The following is a 23751-nucleotide window of genomic DNA, read 5'->3' on the forward strand; positions in this document are numbered from 1 at the left end:
GGACAGTAACTCATTAAAAAAGCAAAAAGTACAATAAGCTAAATAAGGGCGTATGGGGAATGCCTAGGCTCTCAGAGGCGAAGAAGGACGTGATAAGCTGCGAAAAGCCGCGGGGATCGGCACACACGAATCGATCCGCGGACATCCGAATGGGGCAACCCAGCATATTGAAGATATGTTATCCGAAAGGAGGCAAACCCGGGGAACTGAAACATCTAAGTACCCGGAGGAAGAGAAAACAAAAGTGATTCCGTTAGTAGTGGCGAGCGAACGCGGATTAGCCCAAACCGGTACTGTTACGGCAGTACCGGGGTTGTAGGACCACGACATTCGAAACACAATGAACTAGAACCCTTTGGAAAGAGGGGCCATAGACGGTGATAGCCCGGTATAGGCAAGGCGTGCGTAGATAGTGGTATCCTGAGTAGTGCGGGACACGAGTAATCCTGTATGAATCCACCGGGACCATCCGGTAAGGCTAAATACTCCTGAGAGACCGATAGTGAACTAGTACCGTGAGGGAAAGGTGAAAAGAACCCTGAATAAGGGAGTGAAATAGAACCTGAAACCATACGCTTACAAGCGGTCGGAGCCCTTCTGGGGTGACGGCGTGCCTTTTGCATAATGAGCCTACGAGTTACCGTTGCTGGCAAGGTTAAGTGATTAAGTCACGGATCCGTAGCGAAAGCGAGTCTGAATAGGGCGCTTTAGTCAGTAGTGGTAGACGCGAAACCGTGTGATCTACCCATGGGCAGGTTGAAGCTGTAGTAACATACAGTGGAGGACCGAACCGGTTGACGTTGAAAAGTCTTCGGATGACCTGTGGGTAGGGGTGAAAGGCCAATCAAACTCGGAAATAGCTCGTACTCCCCGAAATGCATTTAGGTGCAGCGTTGATCCATAGTTTTATAGAGGTAGAGCTACTGATTGGATGCGGGGGCTTCACCGCCTACCAATTCCTGACAAACTCCGAATGCTATAAAATGTTAATCAGCAGTGAGGGCATGGGTGCTAAGGTCCATGTCCGAGAGGGAAAGAACCCAGACCATCAGCTAAGGTCCCAAAATATATGTTAAGTTGAAATAACGAGGTTGGACTGCCCAGACAGCTAGGATGTTGGCTTGGAAGCAGCCATTCATTTAAAGAGTGCGTAACAGCTCACTAGTCGAGCGGTCCGGCATGGATAATAATCGGGCATAAACATATTACCGAAGCTATGGCATCGAAAGATGGGTAGGGGAGCATTGTAGTGTCGTCGAAGGTGTGATGTGAGTCATGCTGGAGAAGCTACAAAAGAAAATGTAGGCATAAGTAACGATAATGCGGGCGAGAAACCCGCACTCCGAAAAACCAAGGTTTCCTCAGCTATGCTAATCAGCTGAGGGTCAGTCGGGGCCTAACGCGAACCCGAAAGGGGTAGTGGATGGACAACAGGTTAATATTCCTGTACCTGCTCACGCTAAAAGTGACGGAGGCGTAAATTTGGTGCGAACTGACGGAATAGTTCGTTGAAGCCAGTGGCAACACGGCGATAGTACACTGAGGCCTCGGCCAAGGTGATAATCCAGAGTAGCGACTTCCAAGAAAAACAAGTGAAGCAGCCCGTACCCCAAACCGACACAGGTGGTTGGGATGAGAATTCTAAGGAGCTCGAGAGATTCATGGCTAAGGAATTAGGCAAAATAGACCCGTAACTTCGGGAGAAGGGTCGCCCATCCTCGGATGGGCCGCAGTGAAAAGGTCCAGGCGACTGTTTATCAAAAACACAGGGCTATGCTAAATCGAAAGATGACGTATATGGCCTGACACCTGCCCGGTGCTGGAAGGTTAAGTGGAGGGCTTAGGGGCAACCCGAAGGTCTTAAATGAAGCCCCAGTAAACGGCGGCCGTAACTATAACGGTCCTAAGGTAGCGAAATTCCTTGTCGGGTAAGTTCCGACCTGCACGAATGGTGCAACGATCTGGACACTGTCTCAGCCATGAGCTCGGTGAAATTGTAGTATCGGTGAAGATGCCGATTACCCGCTGTGGGACGAAAAGACCCCGTGCACCTTTACTATAGCTTAGTATTGGTTTTGGATAAGTAATGTGTAGGATAGGTGGGAGACTTCGATCCTGCGTCGCCAGGCGTAGGTTAGTCATTGTTGAAATACCACCCTTTGCTTATCTAGAGTCTAACCCTTGAGAAAGGGGACAGTGCTTGGTGGGTAGTTTGACTGGGGTGGTCGCCTCCAAAAGAGTAACGGAGGCTTCTAAAGGTACCCTCAGCACGCTTGGTAACCGTGCGCAGAGTGCAATGGCATAAGGGTGCTTGACTGAGAGACCTACAAGTCGATCAGGTTGGAAACAAGAGCATAGTGATCCGGTGGTTCCGCATGGAAGGGCCATCGCTCAAAGGATAAAAGGTACGCCGGGGATAACAGGCTGATCTCCCCCAAGAGCTCATATCGACGGGGGGGTTTGGCACCTCGATGTCGGCTCGTCACATCCTGGGGCTGGAGAAGGTCCCAAGGGTTGGGCTGTTCGCCCATTAAAGTGGCACGCGAGCTGGGTTCAGAACGTCGTGAGACAGTTCGGTCTCTATCTACAGTGGGCGTTAGAAATTTGAGTGGATCTGACTCTAGTACGAGAGGACCGAGTTGGACCAACCTCTGGTGTATCTGTTGTTCCGCCAGGAGCATTGCAGAGTAGCTACGTTGGGAAGGGATAAGCGCTGAAAGCATATAAGCGCGAAACCCACCACAAGATGAGATTTCTTTAAAGGGCCGTGGGAGATGACCACGTCGATAGGCCATAGGTGTAAGGGCAGCAATGTCGTAGCCGAGTGGTACTAATAGCCCATAGGCTTATTGTACGGCCCCCTCTAACTCCCCCATTGGGGGAGGACACTTGCCCGAGAGGGCAACGGGGGGGCGGATGTTTTTTTATAGGTTTAAAATAATTATTGTTGTGTTTCATGATCTTGTTTCAGTATGTTAAGATATTTGTCCATCGTTTGATGGACGCTGGATGCTAAAGGCCAAAAGCCAATAGCGGACAGCTATGACCTAAGGTGGTTATAGCGACGGGGCTCACCTCTTACCATTCCGAACAGAGTAGTTAAGCCCGTTAGCGCCGATGGTACTGCGAAAGTGGGAGAGTAGGTCGTTGCCTTTTTTGGAAGCCCTTCATAGAAATATGAAGGGCTTTTTTGTTTTTAGGGGGGTAAGGAAAAACTAAAAAGGTATTATATAGGATTAATCTCTTAAAATACTTCTAGAAATAACAATTTTTTGGATTTCAGAGGTGCCTTCATAGATTTGGGTGATTTTGGCATCACGCATTAAGCGTTCTACGTGATAATCTTTCACAAAACCATTACCACCATGAATTTGAACGGCTTCAACCGTATGTTCCATAGCCACTTTTGAAGCATATAATTTGGCTGTTGCGCTAGATATATCATAGTTGTTACCTTGATCTTTATCCCAAGCAGCTTTCATCACCATATGTCGGGCAGCAGAAATGTCTGTATACATATCTGCCAATTTGAAAGCAATGGATTGGTGATTAGAAATCTCTGTTCCAAAAGTTTTGCGTTCTTTAGCATATTTCAAGGCTAATTCATAAGCACCTTGGGCAATTCCTAATGCTTGTGATGCAATACCTATACGTCCGCCAGACAACGTTTTCATAGCAAATCTAAAACCAAACCCGTCTTCACCTATTCTGTTTTCTTTTGGGATTTTGACATCATTAAATTGCAACGTATGCGTGTCACTTCCGCGTATACCTAATTTATTTTCTTTAGGACCAATATGAAAGCCTTCCTTGCCTTTTTCAACAATAAAGGCATTGATACCGTGTGATCCTTTTTCTTTATCAGTTTGAGCTATCACTAAATATACATCGGCCCTACCTCCATTAGTAATCCAATTTTTTGTTCCATTAAGTAGATAATAATCACCTTTATCAATTGCTGATGTTTTTTGGGATGTCGCATCACTTCCAGCTTCTGGTTCACTCAAGCAAAAGGCTCCAACAAACTCACCAGTAGCTAATTTTGTTAGATATTTTTGTTTTTGCATATCATTACCAAATGATTCTATACCATAGCAAACCAATGAATTGTTTACGGAAACTATTACAGAAGCAGAAGCATCAATTTTAGATAATTCTTCCATAACTAATACATATGATATGGTATCCATACCACTTCCTCCATATTTCGGGTCAACCATAATACCCATAAATCCGAGTTCTCCCATTTTTTTTACTAATGTATCTGGGAAATGTTGATTTTCATCACGCTCGATAACACCCGGGAGTAGTTCATTTTGAGCAAAATCTCTAGCAGTATCTCGTATTATAATATGTTCTTCAGTAAGGTTAAAATCCATAATTTCTAGTTAGCTAATAAATTGGCATGAATAAACTCAAATATACCTTTTTATAAGGATATTATCAATGAGTATTATTATTTTTACCTCATATGACAAAAGCAAACTATAAAGTTATTGGTGTTATGTCTGGCACGTCGCTTGATGGTATCGATTTAATTTATGTGGAGTTTAGGAAGCGTTCTAAATGGGATTTTATTATTTTAAAAGCGGAGACTTTTGAATATGATGCCATTTGGAGAGAAAGACTCAGGAATTTGGTTGTGGCTTCTATTGAAGATTTGAAAACCATAGATAATGATTATACACATTATCTTGCTAATGTTATTAATAATTTTATTGAAACAAATCATATTAAAGATTTAGATGCTATTTGTTCTCATGGACATACAGCTTTACATCAACCACAAAATAAACTCACTTACCAAATAGGAAATAAATCCATTTTAGCTGCCTTAACAAAAAACACAGTAGTTTGTGATTTTAGAGTTCAAGACGTCGAGTTGGGCGGGCAAGGAGCGCCGCTTGTACCTATTGGAGACGAACTACTTTTTTCAGAATATGATTTTTGTTTGAATTTAGGAGGCTTTGCAAATATTTCAACAAAAATAAAAGATGAACGAATTGCCTATGATATTTGCCCAGTAAATATTGTTCTGAATTATTATATAAAAGCAACAGGGTTTAATTATGATGATAAAGGAAGCATGGCTTCTACAGGAATGTTAAACTATTCATTATTAAATAAATTGAATGATTTAGATTTTTATAAACTGCCATACCCTAAATCGTTAGGACTAGAATGGGTAAACGAATATGTTTTATCTTTAATTAATTCATATAATTTAGAGATAAAGGATGTTTTAAGAACTTTTGTAGAGCATATTGCTATTCAAATTTCAAAAGAGATCAACAGAACGAACAAAGCATCGGTATTGATATCTGGAGGTGGTGTTTATAATGAATTTCTTATAAACAGAATAAAATCTTTAACAGAAAATGGAATTATAATCCCTTCAAAAAATATAATAGAATTTAAAGAAGCATTAATTTTTGCTTTCTTAGGGGTGTTAAGGCTTAGAAATGAGGTAAATACCTTAAAAAGTGTTACTGGTGCTATGAAAAATCATAGTGCAGGTAACATTTTTCATTATTAAAAATAACCAAAAATTAATCTTTAAGGACTATAGTTTTTTATATTTGTTTAATCAATAAAAATATTAAACCAATCAATTTTATACAGTGGTAAAATACACCTATCTGAATCGGGTTACTGCCGATAAACAACATTAACTTTATGGAAACAGCAATTATTTTGGTATTTGTAATGGGGTATTTAGCCATTACGTTAGAGCATAATTTGAAAATAGATAAGTTGATTCCGGCTTTAGTCATGATGGCTATTTGTTGGGCATTAATAGCTCTAGGATTAGAAAGTTTTCCGCAATGGTTCGATTCTGCCAATCATAGTTTGATGGAAGGATTTGGTTTATTTACTCCAGACGAAAAATTGCACCTCATGGAGGAAACACTATTACATCACCTTGGGAAGACCGCTGAAATATTAGTGTTCCTTTTAGGTGCTATGACTATAGTTGAGATAATTGATTATTTTGATGGGTTTTCTACAATTAAAGACTTTGTAAAAACAAAAAAGAAAACAAAAATTTTATGGATTTTTTCTATTCTGGCATTTGTATTATCAGCAATTATTGATAATCTAACAGCTACTATTGTTTTAATATCCATTCTTCAAAAAATTGTTAAGGACAGAAATGTACGTTTGTATTATGCTGGGTTAATTATTATTGCAGCAAACGCAGGGGGGGCTTGGTCTCCTATTGGAGATGTGACAACTACCATGTTATGGATAGGTAAAAAAGTAAGCACGGGACACTTGGTAGGATACTTACTTCTTCCATCTTTCTTATGTATGGCTGTGCCCACGTTTATTGCTTCTTTTTTACCAATTTTCAAAGGAAACTTAGATATTGATGAAGTAGCCATAGAGCCAAAGAAATCTAAATACAGTGCTAGAATGCTTTATATTGGTCTTGGTGCTATTGTTTTTGTGCCTATTTTTAAAATGGTAACCCATTTACCTCCTTATGTTGGGATGATGTTATCTTTGGGTATTGTTGCTACTTTTGCGGAACTTTATAGTAAAACAAAGTTTAGTTTGACTGAATTTGGAGATGAGGAAAGCGAGGCTCATGCTAGCCATGGTCCCGTTCATCATTCACTATCAAAAATTGAATTACCAAGTATATTATTCTTTTTAGGAATATTGATGGCTGTGGCAGCATTAGAATCTCTTGGTATTTTGTTCAATTTTGCTGGAACATTAGAAAGAACGATGCCCATGTTAGGTACAGAGATACATGTAGGTGAAGGAGTTTCAGATTTGGTGGTTTTATTATTAGGCGTTGCTTCCGCAATTATTGATAATGTGCCACTAGTTGCAGCTAGTTTAGGAATGTTCCACGAACCTATGGATAATGAACTTTGGCATTTTGTAGCCTATTCCGCAGGAACGGGAGGCAGTATGCTTATTATTGGGTCGGCTGCAGGAGTAGTAGCTATGGGCATGGAGAAAATTGATTTTTTCTGGTACTTAAAAAAGATTTCTTGGTTAGCTCTTATTGGCTTTCTGGTAGGTGCAGTAGCCTTTATGTTTACAAGAACTTTATTTTAATATACTTTAACAAAAAAACATACGTTATACAATTCAAGAAATAATTTTATATGCTAAATACCTTAATACAAACTACCCAAGAAGGCCCAGAGTTACTTACAGATGTGGAACCTGTTGAAAAATCACTTTCAATAATAGAATTAATTAGTAGTGGAGGGCTTGCTGGACAACTCATAATTGCCGTATTATTTTTAATGCTTGTTTTGGCAATCTATATTTATTTTGAACGTTTGTTTGCCATTAAGGCAGCTTCAAAAGTAGATTCTAATTTCATGAATCAAATAAAAGACCATGTAACCCATGGAAAAATTGACGCAGCCCAAATACTTTGTGCCCAAGTTAATTCACCAGTATCAAGATTGATAGGGAAAGGCATATCTAGAATAGGAAAACCTCTTGCAGACATTAATACTGCTTTAGAAAATGCTGGAAGATTAGAGATTTACGGATTGGAGAAAAACGTTAGTATATTAGCTACCATTTCTGGCGCTGGACCTATGATAGGATTTCTTGGTACAGTAATTGGAATGATATTAGCCATATTTGAACTTGCAAATGCTGGAGGTACCATTCAAATGGATGTTTTAGCTAGCGGATTATATACCGCCATGACAACTACTGTTGCAGGACTTATTGTCGGTATTGTTGCTTTTATGGCATTTAATCATTTGGTAGTAAAAACAGATAAGGTAGTGTATCAAATGGAAGCAAACTCATTGGAGTTTCTGGATCATTTAAACGAACCATCATAGTATGAATATTAGAGGAAGAAATAAAGTATCGCCAGAATTCAATATGTCATCCATGACAGATATTGTTTTTCTGTTACTTATATTTTTTATGATAGCTTCTACATTGGTATCTACAAGTGCTATTGATATTTTATTACCAAAAGCTAGCGGTAAAACCGAAAATAAGAAGTCAATTGCTGTAAGTATTCAGAAAGATTTAACCTATTATATTGATGAAAAAAGAGTAGGGGAAAGTGTTTTAGAATCCGAATTGATTGCAGCACTTTCCAACGAAGAAAGCCCTACAGTTGTTTTACGTGCCGAAAAATCGGTACCAGTAGAAAATGTTGTGAAGGTAATGGACATTGCTAATAGAAACAAGTTCAAGATCATATTGGCGGTGAAGCCAAATAATTAATTCTAATTTTAGATTTTAATTTCCTAGGACAGCTGTTTGGTAATAATTATCATGCTAACGGCATCTCACAAATAAAAAACAATAAGCATTAACAGATGAAATTTTTAGAAACAAAACATGAAAGGGATTCTGCTAAATTAACCACGTTAATTACAGTGATATTAATTTTGTTATTGTTTGTTGTGGGGGCTCCTTACATGGATCCACCTATAGAATATGGAGTTGCTGTAAATTTCGGAACAACTGATTTTGGTAAAGGAGATGTCCAACCTTTAAAACCAATAAAATCTGAACCACAAGAAATAAACGAACCTTATCAACCGGATGTTTCAAAGGCAGAGCCAACAAAAGCTTCAGAATCAAAAGAAGAAGTGTTAACCCAGGACAACGAAGAAGCTATTGCCATAAAAAAGCAAAAACAAGCAGAAGCAAACGCCAAAGCCATTGCGGACGCCAAAGCTAAAGCAGAAGCGGATAGAATTGCTAAAGAAAAGCAAGAGCAAGACGATAAGAAACGGAAATTAGATGCTTTAATTGGAGGTGTTAGTAAATCTGAAGGCACTGCCACTGGAGGAGAAGGTAATGACAATAAAGCTGGTGATAAAGGCCAATTAGATGGAAATCCTTATGCACCAAGTTATTTTGGTTCTGGAGGTTCTGGAAGTGGTGGTGTTGGTTATGGATTAAATGGCAGAGGAAGACCAGAAAGAACAATTTTCAAACAAGATTGCAACGAATACGGGATGGTAGTTGTAGAAATTGAGGTTGATAGAAGCGGTAAGGTGATAAGTGCAAAACCAGGAATAAAAGGTACCACTAATACGGCTGCATGTTTGTTAGAACCTGCTAGAAAGATTGCGTTATCTCACAAATGGCCTGAAGAGCCTAAAGCACCTATTAGGCAAATTGGATACGTGAGTGTCAATTTTGAAAGTAACTAGAATGATTTATAGTGATACACTAAATTGGATGTTTTCACAACTGCCAATGTATCAAAGACAGGGTAAATCTGCTTTCAAAAAAGATTTATCAAATACTTTAAAACTATCAGAGCATTTACATTTTCCTGAAAAGCATTTTAAGTCTGTTCATGTGGCAGGCACTAATGGTAAAGGTTCTACAAGCCATATGTTAGCTTCCATTCTTCAAGAAGCAGGCTTTAAAGTTGGATTATACACCTCGCCGCATTTAAAAGACTTTAGAGAACGAATAAAGATTAATGGAACCGTTGTAAGCAAACAGTTTGTTATGGGTTTTATTAAACGAAATAAATCGTTTTTTGAAACCAATGATTTATCATTTTTTGAAATGACGGTAGGTATGGCATTCGAATATTTTTCAAACGAAAAGGTTGATATTGCTATTATTGAAGTTGGTCTCGGTGGGCGATTGGATTCCACAAATATCATAACCCCAGAAATTTCTGTTATTACTAACATAGGGTTTGATCACATGCAATTTTTAGGAAATACACTAGAAGAAATAGCTTTTGAAAAAGGAGGTATTATAAAACCAAACATCCCCGTAGTTATTGGTGAAACACAAACGGAAACACAACCTGTTTTTGTAAACTTAGCATCCAAAAATAATTCTGAAATCACTTTTGCAGATAAAGAAATTAAAGCTGTTCATGAAAGTGATTTAAAAGGTATATATCAAGAAAAAAATATTAAAACAGTTCTTCAAACGATAAAGAAACTTCAGGAAGTAGGTTATAAAATATCTCAAAACCATATTAAAGAAGGTTTATTAAACGTAGTAGGTAATACAGGTTTAATGGGACGTTGGCAAATTTTACAACAAAATCCTAAAATAATTTGTGATACGGCACATAACAAAGAAGGCCTCAGTTATGTTATGAAACAACTTTTGAACGAACCCTATAAGACACTCCATATTGTTTTTGGAGTAGTCAATGATAAAGATGTCACATCTATTTTACCGTTATTACCAAAAAAAGCGATCTATTATTTTTGTAAACCAGATATCCCAAGAGGTTTAGATGCTAATCAATTAAAGCAAATATTTATTGATTCTGGATTTAATGGAGAAGCTTATGGTTCTGTAAAAGAAGCATATATCGCATCAAAAAATAAAGCGACCGCTAATGATTGTATTTTTATTGGCGGAAGCACATTTGTAGTTGCAGAAATAGTTTGATTTTTTATTGAAAAAGTTTTTGCAGATTAAAAATCTAGCTTATATTTGCACACCTAATTAAAGGGCGACTAGCTCAGCTGGTTCAGAGCATTTGGTTTACACCCAAAGGGTCAGGGGTTCGAATCCCTTGTCGCCCACAAAGAAATCCTAAAGTGAAAGCTTTAGGATTTTTTATTTTTATAATAGTTTAGTTATAAAAATTAATATATTTATATAAAATGGGTCATTAACTCAGTTGGTTCAGAGTGTCACGTCGACAACGTGGAAGTCACTGGTTCGAATCCAGTATGACCCACATTTTTTTATAAAATATATAATATTCTTTCCATCGTCAGCATTTCAAAATCTAGAAAGATTTAATTTAATATTCATAATTTTAAAATGATTAGAAATAGCTAACTTGTGACTTATTCTTAACCGTTAAATTTATATAGATGAAACAGTTTTTCACCATTTTTTCAATAGTGTGTATTTGTAATATGTATGCCCAGAAAAAAGTAGATTCAACTCAAATATTTAAAATTAATAATCAAGAATATTTAGAAATGAGGGGTGCCAATGTCATGTTAGCTCACGATTTTTATCCAGAAAGCCATCAAGGTGGTGTGGGTATTATTCAAAATGGTTTAAGGGTTGCAACAAATGGAGACTTAAGACTAGAACCTACTCCCGGACAATGGCAGCCTGTTCCTAAAGTTGGTGAACGCAAAGTAGATCTTGGTAAACAGGAAATTAGTGTGCATATGGAATATCCAGATGCATCAATAAATGGTGTTGGTTTTAATCCCATTTTCTATCCAGATTTAAATATGTCCTATACGCTTAAAGTGATTCCGCAAGGAAAATCTTTTAAAATTGTGGTGGATTTAGATAAACCTATTCCACAGGAATGGGTTGGTAAAGTAGGGATGAATATCGAACTTTTTCCAGGTATATTATTTGGGAAATCTTATTATATGGATAATGAATTTGGGATTTTCAACCGTCAGGCAAATGGTCCAGGGTATAAAGACAGTGATAACGAATTTCAATTAACCCCAATGGCAGAAGGGAAGGTTCTAGTAATTGCTCCAGAAACGACTTCGCAAACTCTTACTATCAAGAACTTGAAAAATGGCAATTTACAATTAATAGATGGCCGTGCAAAACATTCTAACGGGTGGTTTGTTGTGCGCTCTCTAGTTCCTGCTGGTGCTACTAAAAATGCTATTGAATGGTTGGTAACCCCTAAAGTAGAGGAGAACTATACCTATAGCCCAGTGGTTCAAGTGTCGCAAGTAGGTTATCATACCAATCAACCCAAAGTTGCTATTATAGAAACAGATAAAAATGATGTTGATATTAAAAATATAAAACTGTTGAGAGTTAGTACAGAAGGCGGATTTAATGAAGTGATTTCTGAAACACCCAAAGAATGGGGTGCCTTTTTACGTTATAAGTATTATCAATTCGATTTTTCTAAAATTACTGAACCAGGCTTATATATCGTTGAGTATGGAAATTATAAAACAAATCCTTTTCAAATAAGCGATAATGTTTTTAAAAGAGACGTTTGGCAACCAACACTAGAGTATTTTTTGCCCGTACAAATGTGTCACATGCGCGTTAATGATAGATATAAAGTGTGGCATGGCCGTTGTCATTTAGATGATGCTCGAATGGCACCCATAAACACCAACCATTTTGATGGGTATTTGCAAGGTCCTGAAACACTAACAAAATATAAATCTGGAGAGCATGTGCCCAATATTAATGTTGGAGGATGGCATGATGCAGGTGATTATGACTTGCGTGTTGAATCTCAAGCATCAACAGTACAAGGATTATCTCAAATATATGAACTCTTTAATGTAGATTACGATAACACAACTATCGATCAAGCAACCAAGACGGTCGAAATATCACAGCCTGACGGAAAACCTGATATGCTGCAACAAATTGAGCATGGCGCATTATCGATTGTTGGAGGCTATAAATCAATGGGACGTTTTTACAGAGGCATTATCGTACCGCATAAAAGACAATATACATTATTAGGGGATCCTGTAAACCATAGTGATAATGAGATTTATTCACATGAAATGAAAACATCGGCAGTGGATACAGTTGGAATTGAAATGGGTAAACCCGGAATTGGTGATGATAGATGGGTTTTTACAGAGCAAAACCCTAACAGGGAACTAAATGCAGCAGCGGGATTAGCTGCAGCATCAAGAGTATTAAAAGGATATAATGATGCTTTGGCAAAAGACTGCCTTGAAATAGCCAAAGAAATTTGGGATATAACTAAAACAAGTAACCCAATAATTAAAACAAATTTGGCTGTAGAACTATTGAAAACAACCAATGATGAGAAATATGCAGAATTTTTGGTAGAGAATACAGATGCCATTGCAGAGAAAATTGAGCAAACTGGTTGGGTTGTAGGACCAATCATTCAGTTAATTAAAAATGAAAATTTTAAAATTAAAATCACAGCAGCGGCTAAATATTATTTTGAGAAAGTAAAAGAATTAGGGAAGAAAACACCCTATGGAATGCCTTACGAACCTAATATTTGGGGAGCTGGTTGGGGTATTCAAAATTTTGGAGTGCAACAATATTATTGGCATACTAGTTTCCCGGAAATATTCCCTAACACCTATATGCTTAATGCCATGAATTTTGTTCTTGGCGTGCACCCAGGTGTTAATACATCGTCATTTGCGTCGGGTGTTGGGTCAAGATCATTAACGCAGGCATATGGCGTAAATAGAGGGGAATTTTCATTTATTCCTGGAGGTATTGGTTCTGGTACAGCTTTAATACGACCAGATTTTCCTGAATTATTAGAATGGCCTTTTTTGTGGCAGCAAACAGAATATGTTTTAGGTGAAGGTACAACAGATTATATTTTTTTGATTCTAGCAGCAGACCAGCTATTGAATAAATAGTTAGATTTAAAAGAAACGAAGCAAACTTGTTTTTATATTAAATCTAAAACACGCTCTAAGGCCATGCCTCTAGAGCCTTTAATTAAAAGCGTGTAATTTTCTATAGATGAAGGCTTAAATGCCTCTTTAAAGTCTGAAAAAGATTTGTACTTACTTATTTTATCAGAATCCATTTTAGTTTGAAAAAAGTTTTCTCCAATAAAAATGAGTTTATTTATTTTTAATGAGTTTGCCAAATCCACAATATATTGGTGTTCTTGTTTGGCTTCAATGCCTAATTCAAACATATCACCTATAATAGCTACTTTATTTTCTGTTTGTTTTTCAAAATTATGTAAAGCGGCCGCCATACTAGTCGGATTAGCATTATAAGCATCTAAAATTATTTTATTTGAGTTTTTTTGAATAATCTGAGATCTATTATTAGCAGGGATATAGTTTTCAATAGCTTGTTTTATAGATTTATCATCTACTTTAAAATAGTTTGCTATGGCAATTGCCGCCGCTATATTGCTAAAATTATAATCTCCAATAAGTTGACTTTTAATAGAAAGATCATTATAAGAGCAAATTACAAAAGGTTGAGCTTCATTAAAATTGACACAAACATCAGGCGTTTGGTCTTTATTTCCAAAAGTAAAAGTGGTAGTTTTTTTTGTTTTTTCTAATTGAATGGGGTCGTTTGTATTAACAAATATGGTTTTATTATGTTCCATTAAATAATCATACATTTCACTTTTTCCTTTAATGACACCTTCAACACCACCAAACCCCTCTAAATGCGCTTTTCCAAAGTTTGTGATATAGCCATAATCTGGTTTTGCCATTTGGCATAAAAACGCTATTTCTTTTAAGTGATTGGCCCCCATTTCTACAATACCAATCTCTGTGTTTTTATCCATAAAAAGCAATGTTAATGGAACGCCTATATGATTGTTTAAATTGCCGACCGTAGCTGTGGTTTTATATTTTTTTGATAAGGTTGCATTAATTAACTCCTTAGTAGTTGTTTTTCCATTACTGCCCGTTAATGCAATAATTGGGATATTTAAAAAAGTTCGATGAAATGATGCTAATTCTTGGAGTGTTTCAAGTACATTATCCACTAGAATGGTCTGAGAATTTTTATAATACGCGGGTTCGTCAATAATAACATATTTTGCGCCAAGATTTATAGCTTGTGCAGCATAGGTGTTTCCATTGAAATTATCGCCTTTAAGAGCGAAAAACATATCATTTCCTTTGATTTTCCTAGTATCTGTGCTTGCTGAATGACATTCTAAGAATAAAGTGTGCAGTTGTTGAATTTTCAAGAGTAAAGTCTTTTTATTATAAAATTAAATGTATAAAAAAAGTCCTAACATTTGCTAGGACTTTTTAATATTATAAAAGATTATTAATTCTTCGTTTTATTTTTTTCTTTGCTTTTTGAACCTACTCGAGACATAGCACATCTAAACCCGATGTAATCGGTTGCCATATCTTGAGGGAAATAGCGTCTTTGAGCTGGGTCTAACCAATATTCCCTGTCTTTCCATGAACCACCTTTGTAAACTCTTACTTCATCATTAATTAAAGATGTTCTATTGTTGTCTTTGTCAAACTCTCTAACAATATTACCTAAAGAATCCCTTGTTACAGAATGTTTAGGAGCGTTGTACATTTTTCTAGTTTCGGCGTCTTCTTGATTTCCATCTTCTGTCTCATCATCGTTAAAACTTTCAAAGTATCTAGAAGAACGTTTGTCACCATCTCTAAAGTTAATCTGGTTACTTTTGTCAAAGTTTGTTCTTAAATAGGTTTCATTTTCATCAACAGGAACTTGCTTTATTTCTCCTGGAAGATTTCTTGCAACTAATTTACCAGTAGACAGCGTATCGTAAACAATATCTTCAGTGGTTACAATTTCTACGGTGCCATCATCATTAATGGCATTTTTTGTATAAACGTTACCTCTGTAGTAATTAAAATCATTAAATTCGTCATCTATAATAGGTCTGTATACATCGGCAACCCATTCAGCTACGTTACCCGCCATATCATATAAGCCATAATCATTAGGGCCATAAGACTTTACTTTGTTGGTAATATCAGCACCGTCATCAGACCATCCCGCAATTCCGCCGTAATCTCCTTTACCTTGCTTGAAATTAGCTAATTGATCACCACGGGTTTTACGTTTTCCAGAACGTGTATATTGTCCGTCCCATGGATATTTTTTACGGCCTCGGTATAAATTATAAGCTCTTATATCACTTAAGCCTAAAGCAGCATATTCCCATTCTGTTTCGGTTGGGAGTCTGTATTTTGGAGTAATGATACCAGTTTCTCTTGTAGCATATATGCCTACTGGATTTCCATCGGCATCTGTTTGCACATTTCTTCTTCCGCTATCAGGGTTGATAACTTCTTCATTGCCACCATACGTTAACGTTGGCGCAGTGATATAGGTATCTGTACTAAATGTAGCGTCTGCGTTAACATCTGTAGTTTTAGCATCACGTTTTAAATAACCTTCACTTTCAAGGTTATACTCATTAACACGATCTGTTCTCCAATTAGCAAATTCTACAGCTTGAATCCAACTAACACCAACAACAGGATATTCAGCATAACCAGGGTGACGTAGATAGTTTTCTGTCATAATTTCATTAAATCCTAAACGGTTTCTCCAAACCAATGTATCTGGCAACGCGCCGTGATAGATAGCTCTAAAATTTTCTTCGGAGGGTGGATAAACCCTCTTAATCCAATCTAGGTACTCTAAATACATTATATTGGTAACTTCTGTTTCATCCATGTAGAAAGATTGCACATGTTGCTGGGTTGGTGTATTATTCCAATCATGCATAACATCATCTTGAACTCTACCTTTTGTAAAAGTTCCACCTTCTACAAAAACTAAACCTGGTGAAGTTTCTTGTTCTTTAAAGCTAGTATTGTACTGAAAACCCCCTTCTTTGTTGTTAATTTGCCATCCTGTGGCCCTTGAACTATTCTTGGAACTGGATGATTTTTTACAACCAATCAAGACTACAGATAATGTCAGGATTAATAATACTTTGATTGTCACTACTTTTTTCATATCCATACGTTTAAGTAAGCTAATAATGTTTTTGGTGCTGCAATATAGTAATTAAACCGAACACAGCAAGCGATTTTTTGCATTTTGACCAAAAAAAAGTGCATTTCACCCTATTTTTAATGCATTACACCGATGTTTTTGAATTATTTCACGCTTATTTAGTGTTGCTATAACGACTATATTCCGATTAATATTGTATTTTTGAATCAGTTTTAAAAAAATGTTGATTATTTCCAGTAATAAGAGATGCGCAAATACGTTAATTAATCGATGAAAAGGAAATTTTTACTTTTATTTTTATTTTTTACTATTGTTTGTTTCTCTCAACAAAAAAATTATACTGTTAATTGGGATGGAAAACAAGCATTATCTGCTGGAAATCAAACTATAGAAATCCCTTCTTTTAATAAAGAATATTTTAGTTATGAGTTTGAGGAAGGATTGCAGTTTGTCGATCAATGGAAACTAACCAATCCAATTAATGAGTCTTCTTTAGTTGTGAATAATGTTTCTTATTCTAACATATCGAAAAGCGAATTAGGTGATTTCGATATTAGCAAATTGCCTAATGAATTAAAGTTTAGCTTAAAAAATTCCAAATCACGTGATAAACAATACGCCTTTTTTAAATTATCACCCATAATAAAAAGTGAGGATGGTACTTTAAAAAAGGTCACTTCGTTTCAAATTACCTATAATGAAACTACAAATACCAATAGAACAGCAGTAACTAGTAAAACATTTGGTTCTTTGGCTGTTTCCAATTCTGTGCTAAGCACGGGTAAATGGTTTAAATTTTATGTGGATAAGACAGGGGTTTTTCAATTGTCCAAAAATTTTATAAGGCAATTAGGAGTAGATGTAGATAATGTTGACCCACGTACTATCAAGATATATGGTAATGGCGGACAAATGATACCGTATTCCAATTCAATTACGCAGCCGTTTGATGTTATTGAAAATGCCATAAAATTTGTTGGAGAAGCAGATGGTGTGTTTAATAATGAAGATTATATATTATTTTATGCTCAAGGTCCTAAAGAATTTAATTTAGAAAGCAACACCAATATAAACTGCTACACAGATAAAACATACTATTATATAAATGTAGGAACTGGTAATGGTAAGCGCATCCAACCATTTATTCAACCCGTTGGTGTGGTAGATTTGGTTATTAATACGTTTGAAGATTATCAATTTCATGAAGTAGATGATTATAACTTAGCGTCTTTGGGAAGAAGATGGTTTGGGGATAGGTTTGATATTCAGAATCAAAAAGCATTTCAATTTGATGTCCCCAATTTGGTTACAACATCCCCAATAAGACTTAAGGTTTATTTTGCTTCAACGTCTACAACCCAAAGTTCTTTAAGGATTGATGTTAATGGAACCGCCGTTTCTACCTTATTAATAAGTGGCGTTTCCGGAACAAATTTAGCGAATGAAGCATCCTATATAGGAAATGTAAATGTAGCGTCTTCAGCAATTTCAGTAAATCTTAATTTTGATAACCAAGGAAATCCAAGTGGCATAGGGTATTTGGATTATGTTTCAATAGAAGCGCTTAGGAATTTGAATTTTTCAAATAAGCAATTTCAATTTAAAAACAATCTGGTAACAACCGCTTCTGGCATTGGTCAATATAATATTACCAATGCATCACAAATATCAGAAGTTTGGGATGTAACCGATAAATTTAACATTGCTAATGCGGAGAACACAAATGCCAGTTCTACCTATAGTTTCACATCCACATTAGGTACTTTAAAAACCTATGTGGCTTTAACACCAACAGATTATTTTGTGCCTAAAGCAGATGCTAACACATCATTAAGTAATCAAAATTTAAAAGGGACTTTGTTTTTAAATAGTTCTGGGCAATTTCAAGATGTAGATTATATCATAGTGTCTCCCAATAATATGCTTACACAAGCGGAACGTTTGGCTCAAATAAATAGAAATCAATATAATTTGAATGTTAAGGTTGTTGGCTTGAACGAGATTTATAATGAGTTTAGCACAGGAAATCAAGATATTGGTGCCATTAGAAATATGGTAAAATATGTTTATGATAATGCCAGTACACCAGAAAATAGGCTAAAGTATTTGTGCTTATTTGGTGATGGCTCTTTTGATTATAAGGATAGAATACAAAACAATACAAACATAATGCCTTCGTGGTATTCCTATAATAGTTTTAATCTTACCAGTTCGTTCGTTTCTGATGATTTTTATGGTATGATGGATGCTAATGAAGGCACCATGGGAACAAGTGATAGACTCGATATTGCTGTTGGAAGAATTATTGCCGATACGCCACAACAAGCAAAAGAAATGGTTGATAAAGTTGAAACATATTATACAAAAGAATCTTTTGGCAGCTGGCGTAATAATTATGTTGTGGTTTCAGATGATGTTGATCGAGATTGGGAGGGGATTTTACAACAAACCACCGACAATATTGGCAATTTAGTTACCCAAGAAAAATCGTTTATAAATGTTGTTAAAATACATTCTGATGCTTTTAAACAGGAATCTTCGGCTGGTGGAAATACCTATCCAAAAGTAAATGAGGCTTTTGTAAATGCTATTGATAATGGGGCGTTGGTGGTAAATTATTTTGGTCATGGTGGTGAAGATGGTTTAGCGGGCGAGCGTATTTTGTTAAAGCCAGACATACAAGGATTAAGAAATTTTAATAAGCTAAATTGTTTTGTTTCGGTTACTTGTGAGTTTACTAAGTTCGATAATCCATTTAGGCAAACAGCTGGCGAATTTACTTATTGGAGTAAGCAAGCAGGAGCTATCGGTCTCATTACAACTACCAGACAAATATTTGTAAATTTTGCTATCAATTTTAATAACCTCTTAGGACAGTATTTATTTTCATATAGTGATGATGATAATTATGGAGATTTTGAATATCCAACAATGGCCGAATCATTGCGATTGACAAAAAACGAACCTTCAATTTCATCGAACAGCCAAAATAGGTTGGTATTTTTTATAGGTGATCCCGCGATGAAGTTAGCGTTTCCTAAACCAAATATTCGTTTAACAAAAATTAATGATGTTGATATAACACAAGCTACAGATACCTTAAAGGCATTAAGCCATATAAAGCTATCGGGTGAAGTAACCGATTTGTCCGGAACTGTTTTAAATAATTACAATGGGATACTTTCAACCACGATTTATGATAAAGATATAAATAGGCAAACACTTGCTAATGATGGTACAAGAGATACAAATGGGCAAATAGTAAGATTGGATTTTACGACCCTTGGTGAAATTATTTTTAGAGGTCAGGCATCTGTTACAAACGGACAGTTTGAATTTAATTTTGTGGTTCCTAAAGATATTGGTATCCCAGTTGGTTTTGGTAAAGTGAGTTTTTATTCAGAAAGGGATGAACTCCTGGAAGACCAAACAGGTGCTGCCATCAATACGGTGAAAATAGGAGGTTTAAATGAAAATGCCGAAGAAGATAATATAGGCCCCATCATAACATTGTATATGAATGACGAGAATTTTGTATCAGGAGGTATTACTAATGAATCGCCCACACTATTGGTAAAACTGGAAGATATTAATGGTATTAATACGGCAAGTGGTATTGGTCATGATATTGTTGCTATTTTAGATGGTGATGAAACAAATCCGTTTATACTGAACGATTATTATCAAACCGAAGTAGATGATTATCAAAAAGGAGTGGCTACGTATCCGTTTAGGGATTTATCGCCGGGGCTTCATACTTTAACACTCAGAGCTTGGGATGTGTACAATAATTCTTCGACAGCTGAAATCCAGTTTATAGTATTTGATAAAGATCAAGAATTGGTCATAAATAATGTGTTGAACTATCCAAATCCGTTTGTGAATTACACGGAATTTTGGTTCAATCACAATAGTTCAGATGCTTTAGACGTTTCAATACAAATATTCACTGTATCAGGGAAGTTGGTTAGAACCCTTAATGGGCAAACCCTAGGCGGCGGTATTGTAAATAGTACATTGTCTAGAGATATAGTTTGGGATGGTAGGGACGATTTTGGCGATAGAATAGGAAAAGGCGTTTATATTTATAAGCTAACCGTTCATTCCAATTTATTAAATAAAAAAGTGGAAAAAATCGAGAAACTTGTAATACTATGACCTCACTTAGACTTTTTGGATTGAAGCGAAAATTATTCATTTTGTGTTCATTTGAAGGATTTTTTGATCCCGATTGCTATCGGGAGCATAGCAGAGCTATGGAGGGAAAAGAAGACGAAAAATGGGTGCAGAAGGGCAATTTTTTAGCCAATTGTAAAAGTTTAAATGAGTTCAATAATAAAAAATTATATTTGTTAAATAAAAATTGATACATGAAGAATAAAATATGCGTTTTAATTCTATTGGTAACTGTCTTTAATTTAAGTGCACAAACTACCATAATACCCAATGATAACGATTCTAGAGTAATAACCACAGGAATGCCTTTCGTTCTAATAGCAGCAGATGCACGTGCCGCTGCTATGGGTGATATGGGTGTCGCCACTTCGGTAGATGGTTTTTCGCAACAATGGAATTCATCAAAATATGTTTTTTCTGAAACTAAATCGGGAATAGCGGTTAGTTACACGCCCTATTTAAGCAAATTAGTAAATGATATTTTCTTAGGAAATGTTACTTATTTTAATCGTTTGGATGAACGTAGTGCGTTCGCCGCTAGTTTTAGATATTTTTCTTTGGGGGATATTGAATTTAGAGATAATGAAATTTCACAAGCATTGATACAAAGGCCTAATGAACTAACTATAGATGCCTCGTATGCCCTAAGATTAACTGATCAATTCGGTATGTCTGTTGCTATGCGATATCTGCGTTCGGATTTGAGATTGCCGGGTGTTGATGGCAATGTAACTGCGGCAAATACCTTTGGAGTAGATATTTCAGGATATTATCAAAGCGAAGAAGAAGCTTACTCCGATTTTAACGGACGATGGAGAGCAGGGTTTGCTATTCAAAATTTAGGTCCTAAATTTAAATATGATGAAGGTGGTACAGAAAATTTTCAACCAACAAACCTGCGTTTAGGGGCTGGTTTTGATTTCATTTTTGACGAGTATAATAAAGTAGCAGTTACTGCTGAAATTGCCAAACTCTTGGTACCAACGCCTCCAATATATGGAGATGAGTATAATTACGTTGATACAAATAATAATGGTGTATATGATGACGGAGAAGAAACGACTTTAGTGCAAGAAGGGGTTATATACAAAGGTCAAGATCCTAATGTAGGCTTTTTATCTGGTATTTTTCAATCCTTTGGAGATGCGCCAGGAGGTTTTAGTGAAGAGTTAAAAGAGTTTACTTGGGCGTTAGGAGCAGAATACACCTATCAAGACTCTTTTGCTTTCAGGGCAGGTTATTTTAATGAGAGTGAAGAAAAAGGCGCTAGAAAATTTTTAGCATTAGGCGCCGGTTTTAAGTATAATGTGGTCAATATAGATTTATCGTATTTATTTTCTACTTCAAAAGTGCAAAGTCCTTTAGAAAGTACGCTGCGTTTTGCATTAACATTTAATATAGGTGCAGGCGAGTACAGAGAATATTAATAAAAAAGGAACAATTAAATGATATCTAAAAAACTATTACAAAACGTAATGGTTTTTTTGTTTAAAATAGTATATTAACTTTATTGAAATAGTTTAGCACATGAAAGAACTCAAAATAGAATCTATCTTCCAAGTCTATAACGACTTAAATGAACTTCCTAGTGATATTTCTGTATTAATGAATAAAGCCATTATAGCTAGAACCAAGGCCTATGCGCCATATTCTAAATTTAAAGTGGGAGCTGCCATATTATTAGATAATGGAAAAATAGTAACAGGCAATAATCAAGAAAACGTCTCTTATCCGTCGGGGTTGTGTGCCGAACGTACTGCTATTTATTATGCAGGAGCCGAATATCCAGATTCCAAAATATTAAAAATGGCCATAACGGCAGCTTCAAGTAATCAAATAACTAAAAATCCTATTCCGCCCTGTGGAGCATGTAGACAAACAATAGCCGAATATGAAGTAAAACAAGACTCCCCCATAGAAATCTATTTCATGGGAGAAGTTGGCAGTATTATGAAATCTAATTCCCTGGGCAACTTGCTACCCTTGCTTTTTGATAAAACAGCGTTGTAATTATTGTGGTAATCATTTCAATAATGCATCAAATAATTAAAATTTCCCAAAAAGACATCAAATTCAATATTTTTTCTACTTTAATGAATTTACGTTTTTGCAATCCCTAGCAATGTATTACTTTTGTGTTTCGCTTAAGTAAAATCTAATATTATATTAGTCAATGCAAAAAATCACAAAAGAAGTTTACCTCAAATGGTACGAAGACATGTCATTCTGGAGAAAGTTTGAAGACAAACTAGCTGCAGTATATATACAACAAAAAGTAAGAGGGTTTCTTCACTTGTATAATGGTCAGGAAGCAGTGTTAGCAGGTGCTTTGCATGCTATGGACTTAACAAAAGATAAAATGATTACCGCCTATAGAAACCACGTACAGCCCATTGGTATGGGTGTAGATCCAAGACGTGTTATGGCAGAACTTTTTGGAAAAGGCACAGGAACGTCACAAGGTCTTGGGGGTTCTATGCACATTTTTTCTAAAGAATTCCGTTTTTATGGCGGACATGGTATTGTTGGTGGCCAAATTCCATTAGGTGCAGGTCTTGCATTTGGAGATAAATATCATGGTAGTGACGCCGTTACATTATGCTGTTTTGGTGATGGTGCTGCGCGTCAAGGGTCTTTGCACGAATCATTTAATTTAGCCATGCTTTGGAAACTACCTGTAGTATTTGTTTGTGAAAATAACGGATATGCCATGGGAACGTCTGTGGAGCGTACCGCCAACCATACTGAAATTTGGAAATTAGGATTAGGTTATGAAATGCCTTGCGGCCCTGTTGATGGGATGAATCCTATAAAAGTTGCTGAAGCTTTTGATGAAGCCATTCAACGTGCACGTCGTGGTGAAGGACCAACATTTTTAGAGTTAAAAACATACCGTTATAGAGGCCATTCCATGAGCGATGCCCAGCACTACAGAACAAAATCAGAGGTTGAAGAATATAAAAAAATTGATCCTATAACCCAGATTAGAGATATTATCCTTGAAAAGAAATATGCTTCCGAAGACGATTTAAAAATCATAGATAAGCGTGTTAAGGATTTGGTTGCAGAATGCGAGAAATTTGCAGATGAGTCACCGTATCCTGAGAAAAGCGTTATGTACGACGTTGTTTATGAACAAGAAGATTATCCATTTATTCAACATAAAATATAAGC

The 23751-nt window shown here is 36.2% G+C and carries 14 protein-coding genes, 2 tRNA genes and 2 rRNA genes; 15 read left to right on the plus strand and 3 right to left on the minus strand.

All coding sequences use genetic code 11. The features are described from left to right. Window positions 1-31 precede the first annotated feature (31 nt). Together CSW08_RS11240 and rrf are read left to right on the plus strand one after the other, a co-directional pair. Window positions 32-2854 (plus strand): 23S ribosomal RNA (locus CSW08_RS11240). 194 nt (window positions 2855-3048) lie between these two features. Then, window positions 3049-3156: ribosomal RNA gene (gene rrf, locus CSW08_RS11245) — 5S ribosomal RNA — on the plus strand. An 80-nt stretch (window positions 3157-3236) separates the two neighbouring features. Here the strand turns inward: rrf and CSW08_RS11250 are convergent. Beyond that, entirely contained in the window at window positions 3237-4379 is a 1143-nt protein-coding gene (locus tag CSW08_RS11250; protein WP_106659986.1) for an acyl-CoA dehydrogenase, read from the minus strand. Between the two features lie 92 nt (window positions 4380-4471). On the opposite strand from CSW08_RS11250, the gene CSW08_RS11255 reads away from it, so the two are divergent. From CSW08_RS11255 to CSW08_RS11295, 9 genes are all read left to right on the plus strand, one after another. Beyond that, on the plus strand, window positions 4472-5536 hold the full coding sequence (locus CSW08_RS11255; RefSeq protein WP_106659987.1) for an anhydro-N-acetylmuramic acid kinase: 1065 nt from the start codon (window positions 4472-4474) through the stop codon (window positions 5534-5536). Between the two features lie 140 nt (window positions 5537-5676). Beyond that, window positions 5677-7074: a sodium:proton antiporter NhaD gene (gene nhaD / locus CSW08_RS11260; RefSeq protein WP_106659988.1), complete on the plus strand. Its 1398-nt coding sequence runs from the start codon at window positions 5677-5679 to the stop codon at window positions 7072-7074. Between the two features lie 50 nt (window positions 7075-7124). After that, complete coding sequence (locus CSW08_RS11265; protein ID WP_106659989.1) at window positions 7125-7826, plus strand: MotA/TolQ/ExbB proton channel family protein; 702 nt, start codon at window positions 7125-7127, stop codon at window positions 7824-7826. A 1-nt stretch (window position 7827) separates the two neighbouring features. After that, a complete protein-coding gene (locus CSW08_RS11270) occupies window positions 7828-8223 on the plus strand; it encodes an ExbD/TolR family protein (RefSeq protein WP_106659990.1) in 396 nt (131 codons plus the stop codon). Window positions 8224-8318: 95 nt separating this feature from the next. Continuing rightward, window positions 8319-9164 carry an energy transducer TonB gene (locus CSW08_RS11275; protein WP_106659991.1) on the plus strand — a complete coding sequence of 282 codons (846 nt, stop codon included), beginning with the start codon at window positions 8319-8321 and terminating at the stop codon, window positions 9162-9164. A gap of 1 nt (window position 9165) precedes the next feature. Beyond that, window positions 9166-10383, plus strand: coding sequence for a bifunctional folylpolyglutamate synthase/dihydrofolate synthase (locus tag CSW08_RS11280; protein WP_106659992.1), 1218 nt, complete (start codon window positions 9166-9168; stop codon window positions 10381-10383). Window positions 10384-10445: 62 nt separating this feature from the next. After that, window positions 10446-10520: transfer RNA gene (locus CSW08_RS11285), tRNA-Val, on the plus strand. Window positions 10521-10603: 83 nt separating this feature from the next. Next, window positions 10604-10678: transfer RNA gene (locus CSW08_RS11290), tRNA-Val, on the plus strand. A gap of 139 nt (window positions 10679-10817) precedes the next feature. After that, the gene (locus CSW08_RS11295; protein WP_203226882.1) at window positions 10818-13316 is read left to right on the plus strand and encodes a glycoside hydrolase family 9 protein; all 2499 of its coding nucleotides are present in this window, start codon (window positions 10818-10820) and stop codon (window positions 13314-13316) included. A 32-nt stretch (window positions 13317-13348) separates the two neighbouring features. On the opposite strand, the gene CSW08_RS11300 is transcribed toward CSW08_RS11295, so the two are convergent. After that, window positions 13349-14629: a UDP-N-acetylmuramoyl-tripeptide--D-alanyl-D-alanine ligase gene (locus CSW08_RS11300; protein WP_106659994.1), complete on the minus strand. Its 1281-nt coding sequence runs from the start codon at window positions 14627-14629 to the stop codon at window positions 13349-13351. 83 nt (window positions 14630-14712) lie between these two features. Further along, a complete protein-coding gene (gene gldJ, locus CSW08_RS11305) occupies window positions 14713-16407 on the minus strand; it encodes a gliding motility lipoprotein GldJ (RefSeq protein ID WP_203226883.1) in 1695 nt (564 codons plus the stop codon). A gap of 264 nt (window positions 16408-16671) precedes the next feature. On the opposite strand from gldJ, the gene porU reads away from it, so the two are divergent. The 4 genes from porU (at window position 16672) to pdhA (ending at window position 23749) form a co-directional block, all read left to right on the plus strand. Further along, window positions 16672-20559: a type IX secretion system sortase PorU gene (gene porU / locus CSW08_RS11310; RefSeq protein WP_106659995.1), complete on the plus strand. Its 3888-nt coding sequence runs from the start codon at window positions 16672-16674 to the stop codon at window positions 20557-20559. A gap of 212 nt (window positions 20560-20771) precedes the next feature. Further along, window positions 20772-22004, plus strand: coding sequence for a type IX secretion system outer membrane channel protein PorV (gene porV, locus CSW08_RS11320; protein WP_106659997.1), 1233 nt, complete (start codon window positions 20772-20774; stop codon window positions 22002-22004). Window positions 22005-22104: 100 nt separating this feature from the next. Then, a complete protein-coding gene (locus tag CSW08_RS11325; RefSeq protein ID WP_106659998.1) occupies window positions 22105-22587 on the plus strand; it encodes a cytidine deaminase in 483 nt (160 codons plus the stop codon). A 163-nt stretch (window positions 22588-22750) separates the two neighbouring features. Continuing rightward, window positions 22751-23749, plus strand: a complete 999-nt coding sequence (gene pdhA / locus CSW08_RS11330) for a pyruvate dehydrogenase (acetyl-transferring) E1 component subunit alpha (protein WP_106659999.1) — start codon at window positions 22751-22753, stop codon at window positions 23747-23749. Window positions 23750-23751 lie beyond the last annotated feature (2 nt).

It is taken from the genome of Confluentibacter flavum, assembly GCF_002843175.1.
GTDB lineage: Bacteria > Bacteroidota > Bacteroidia > Flavobacteriales > Flavobacteriaceae > Confluentibacter > Confluentibacter flavum.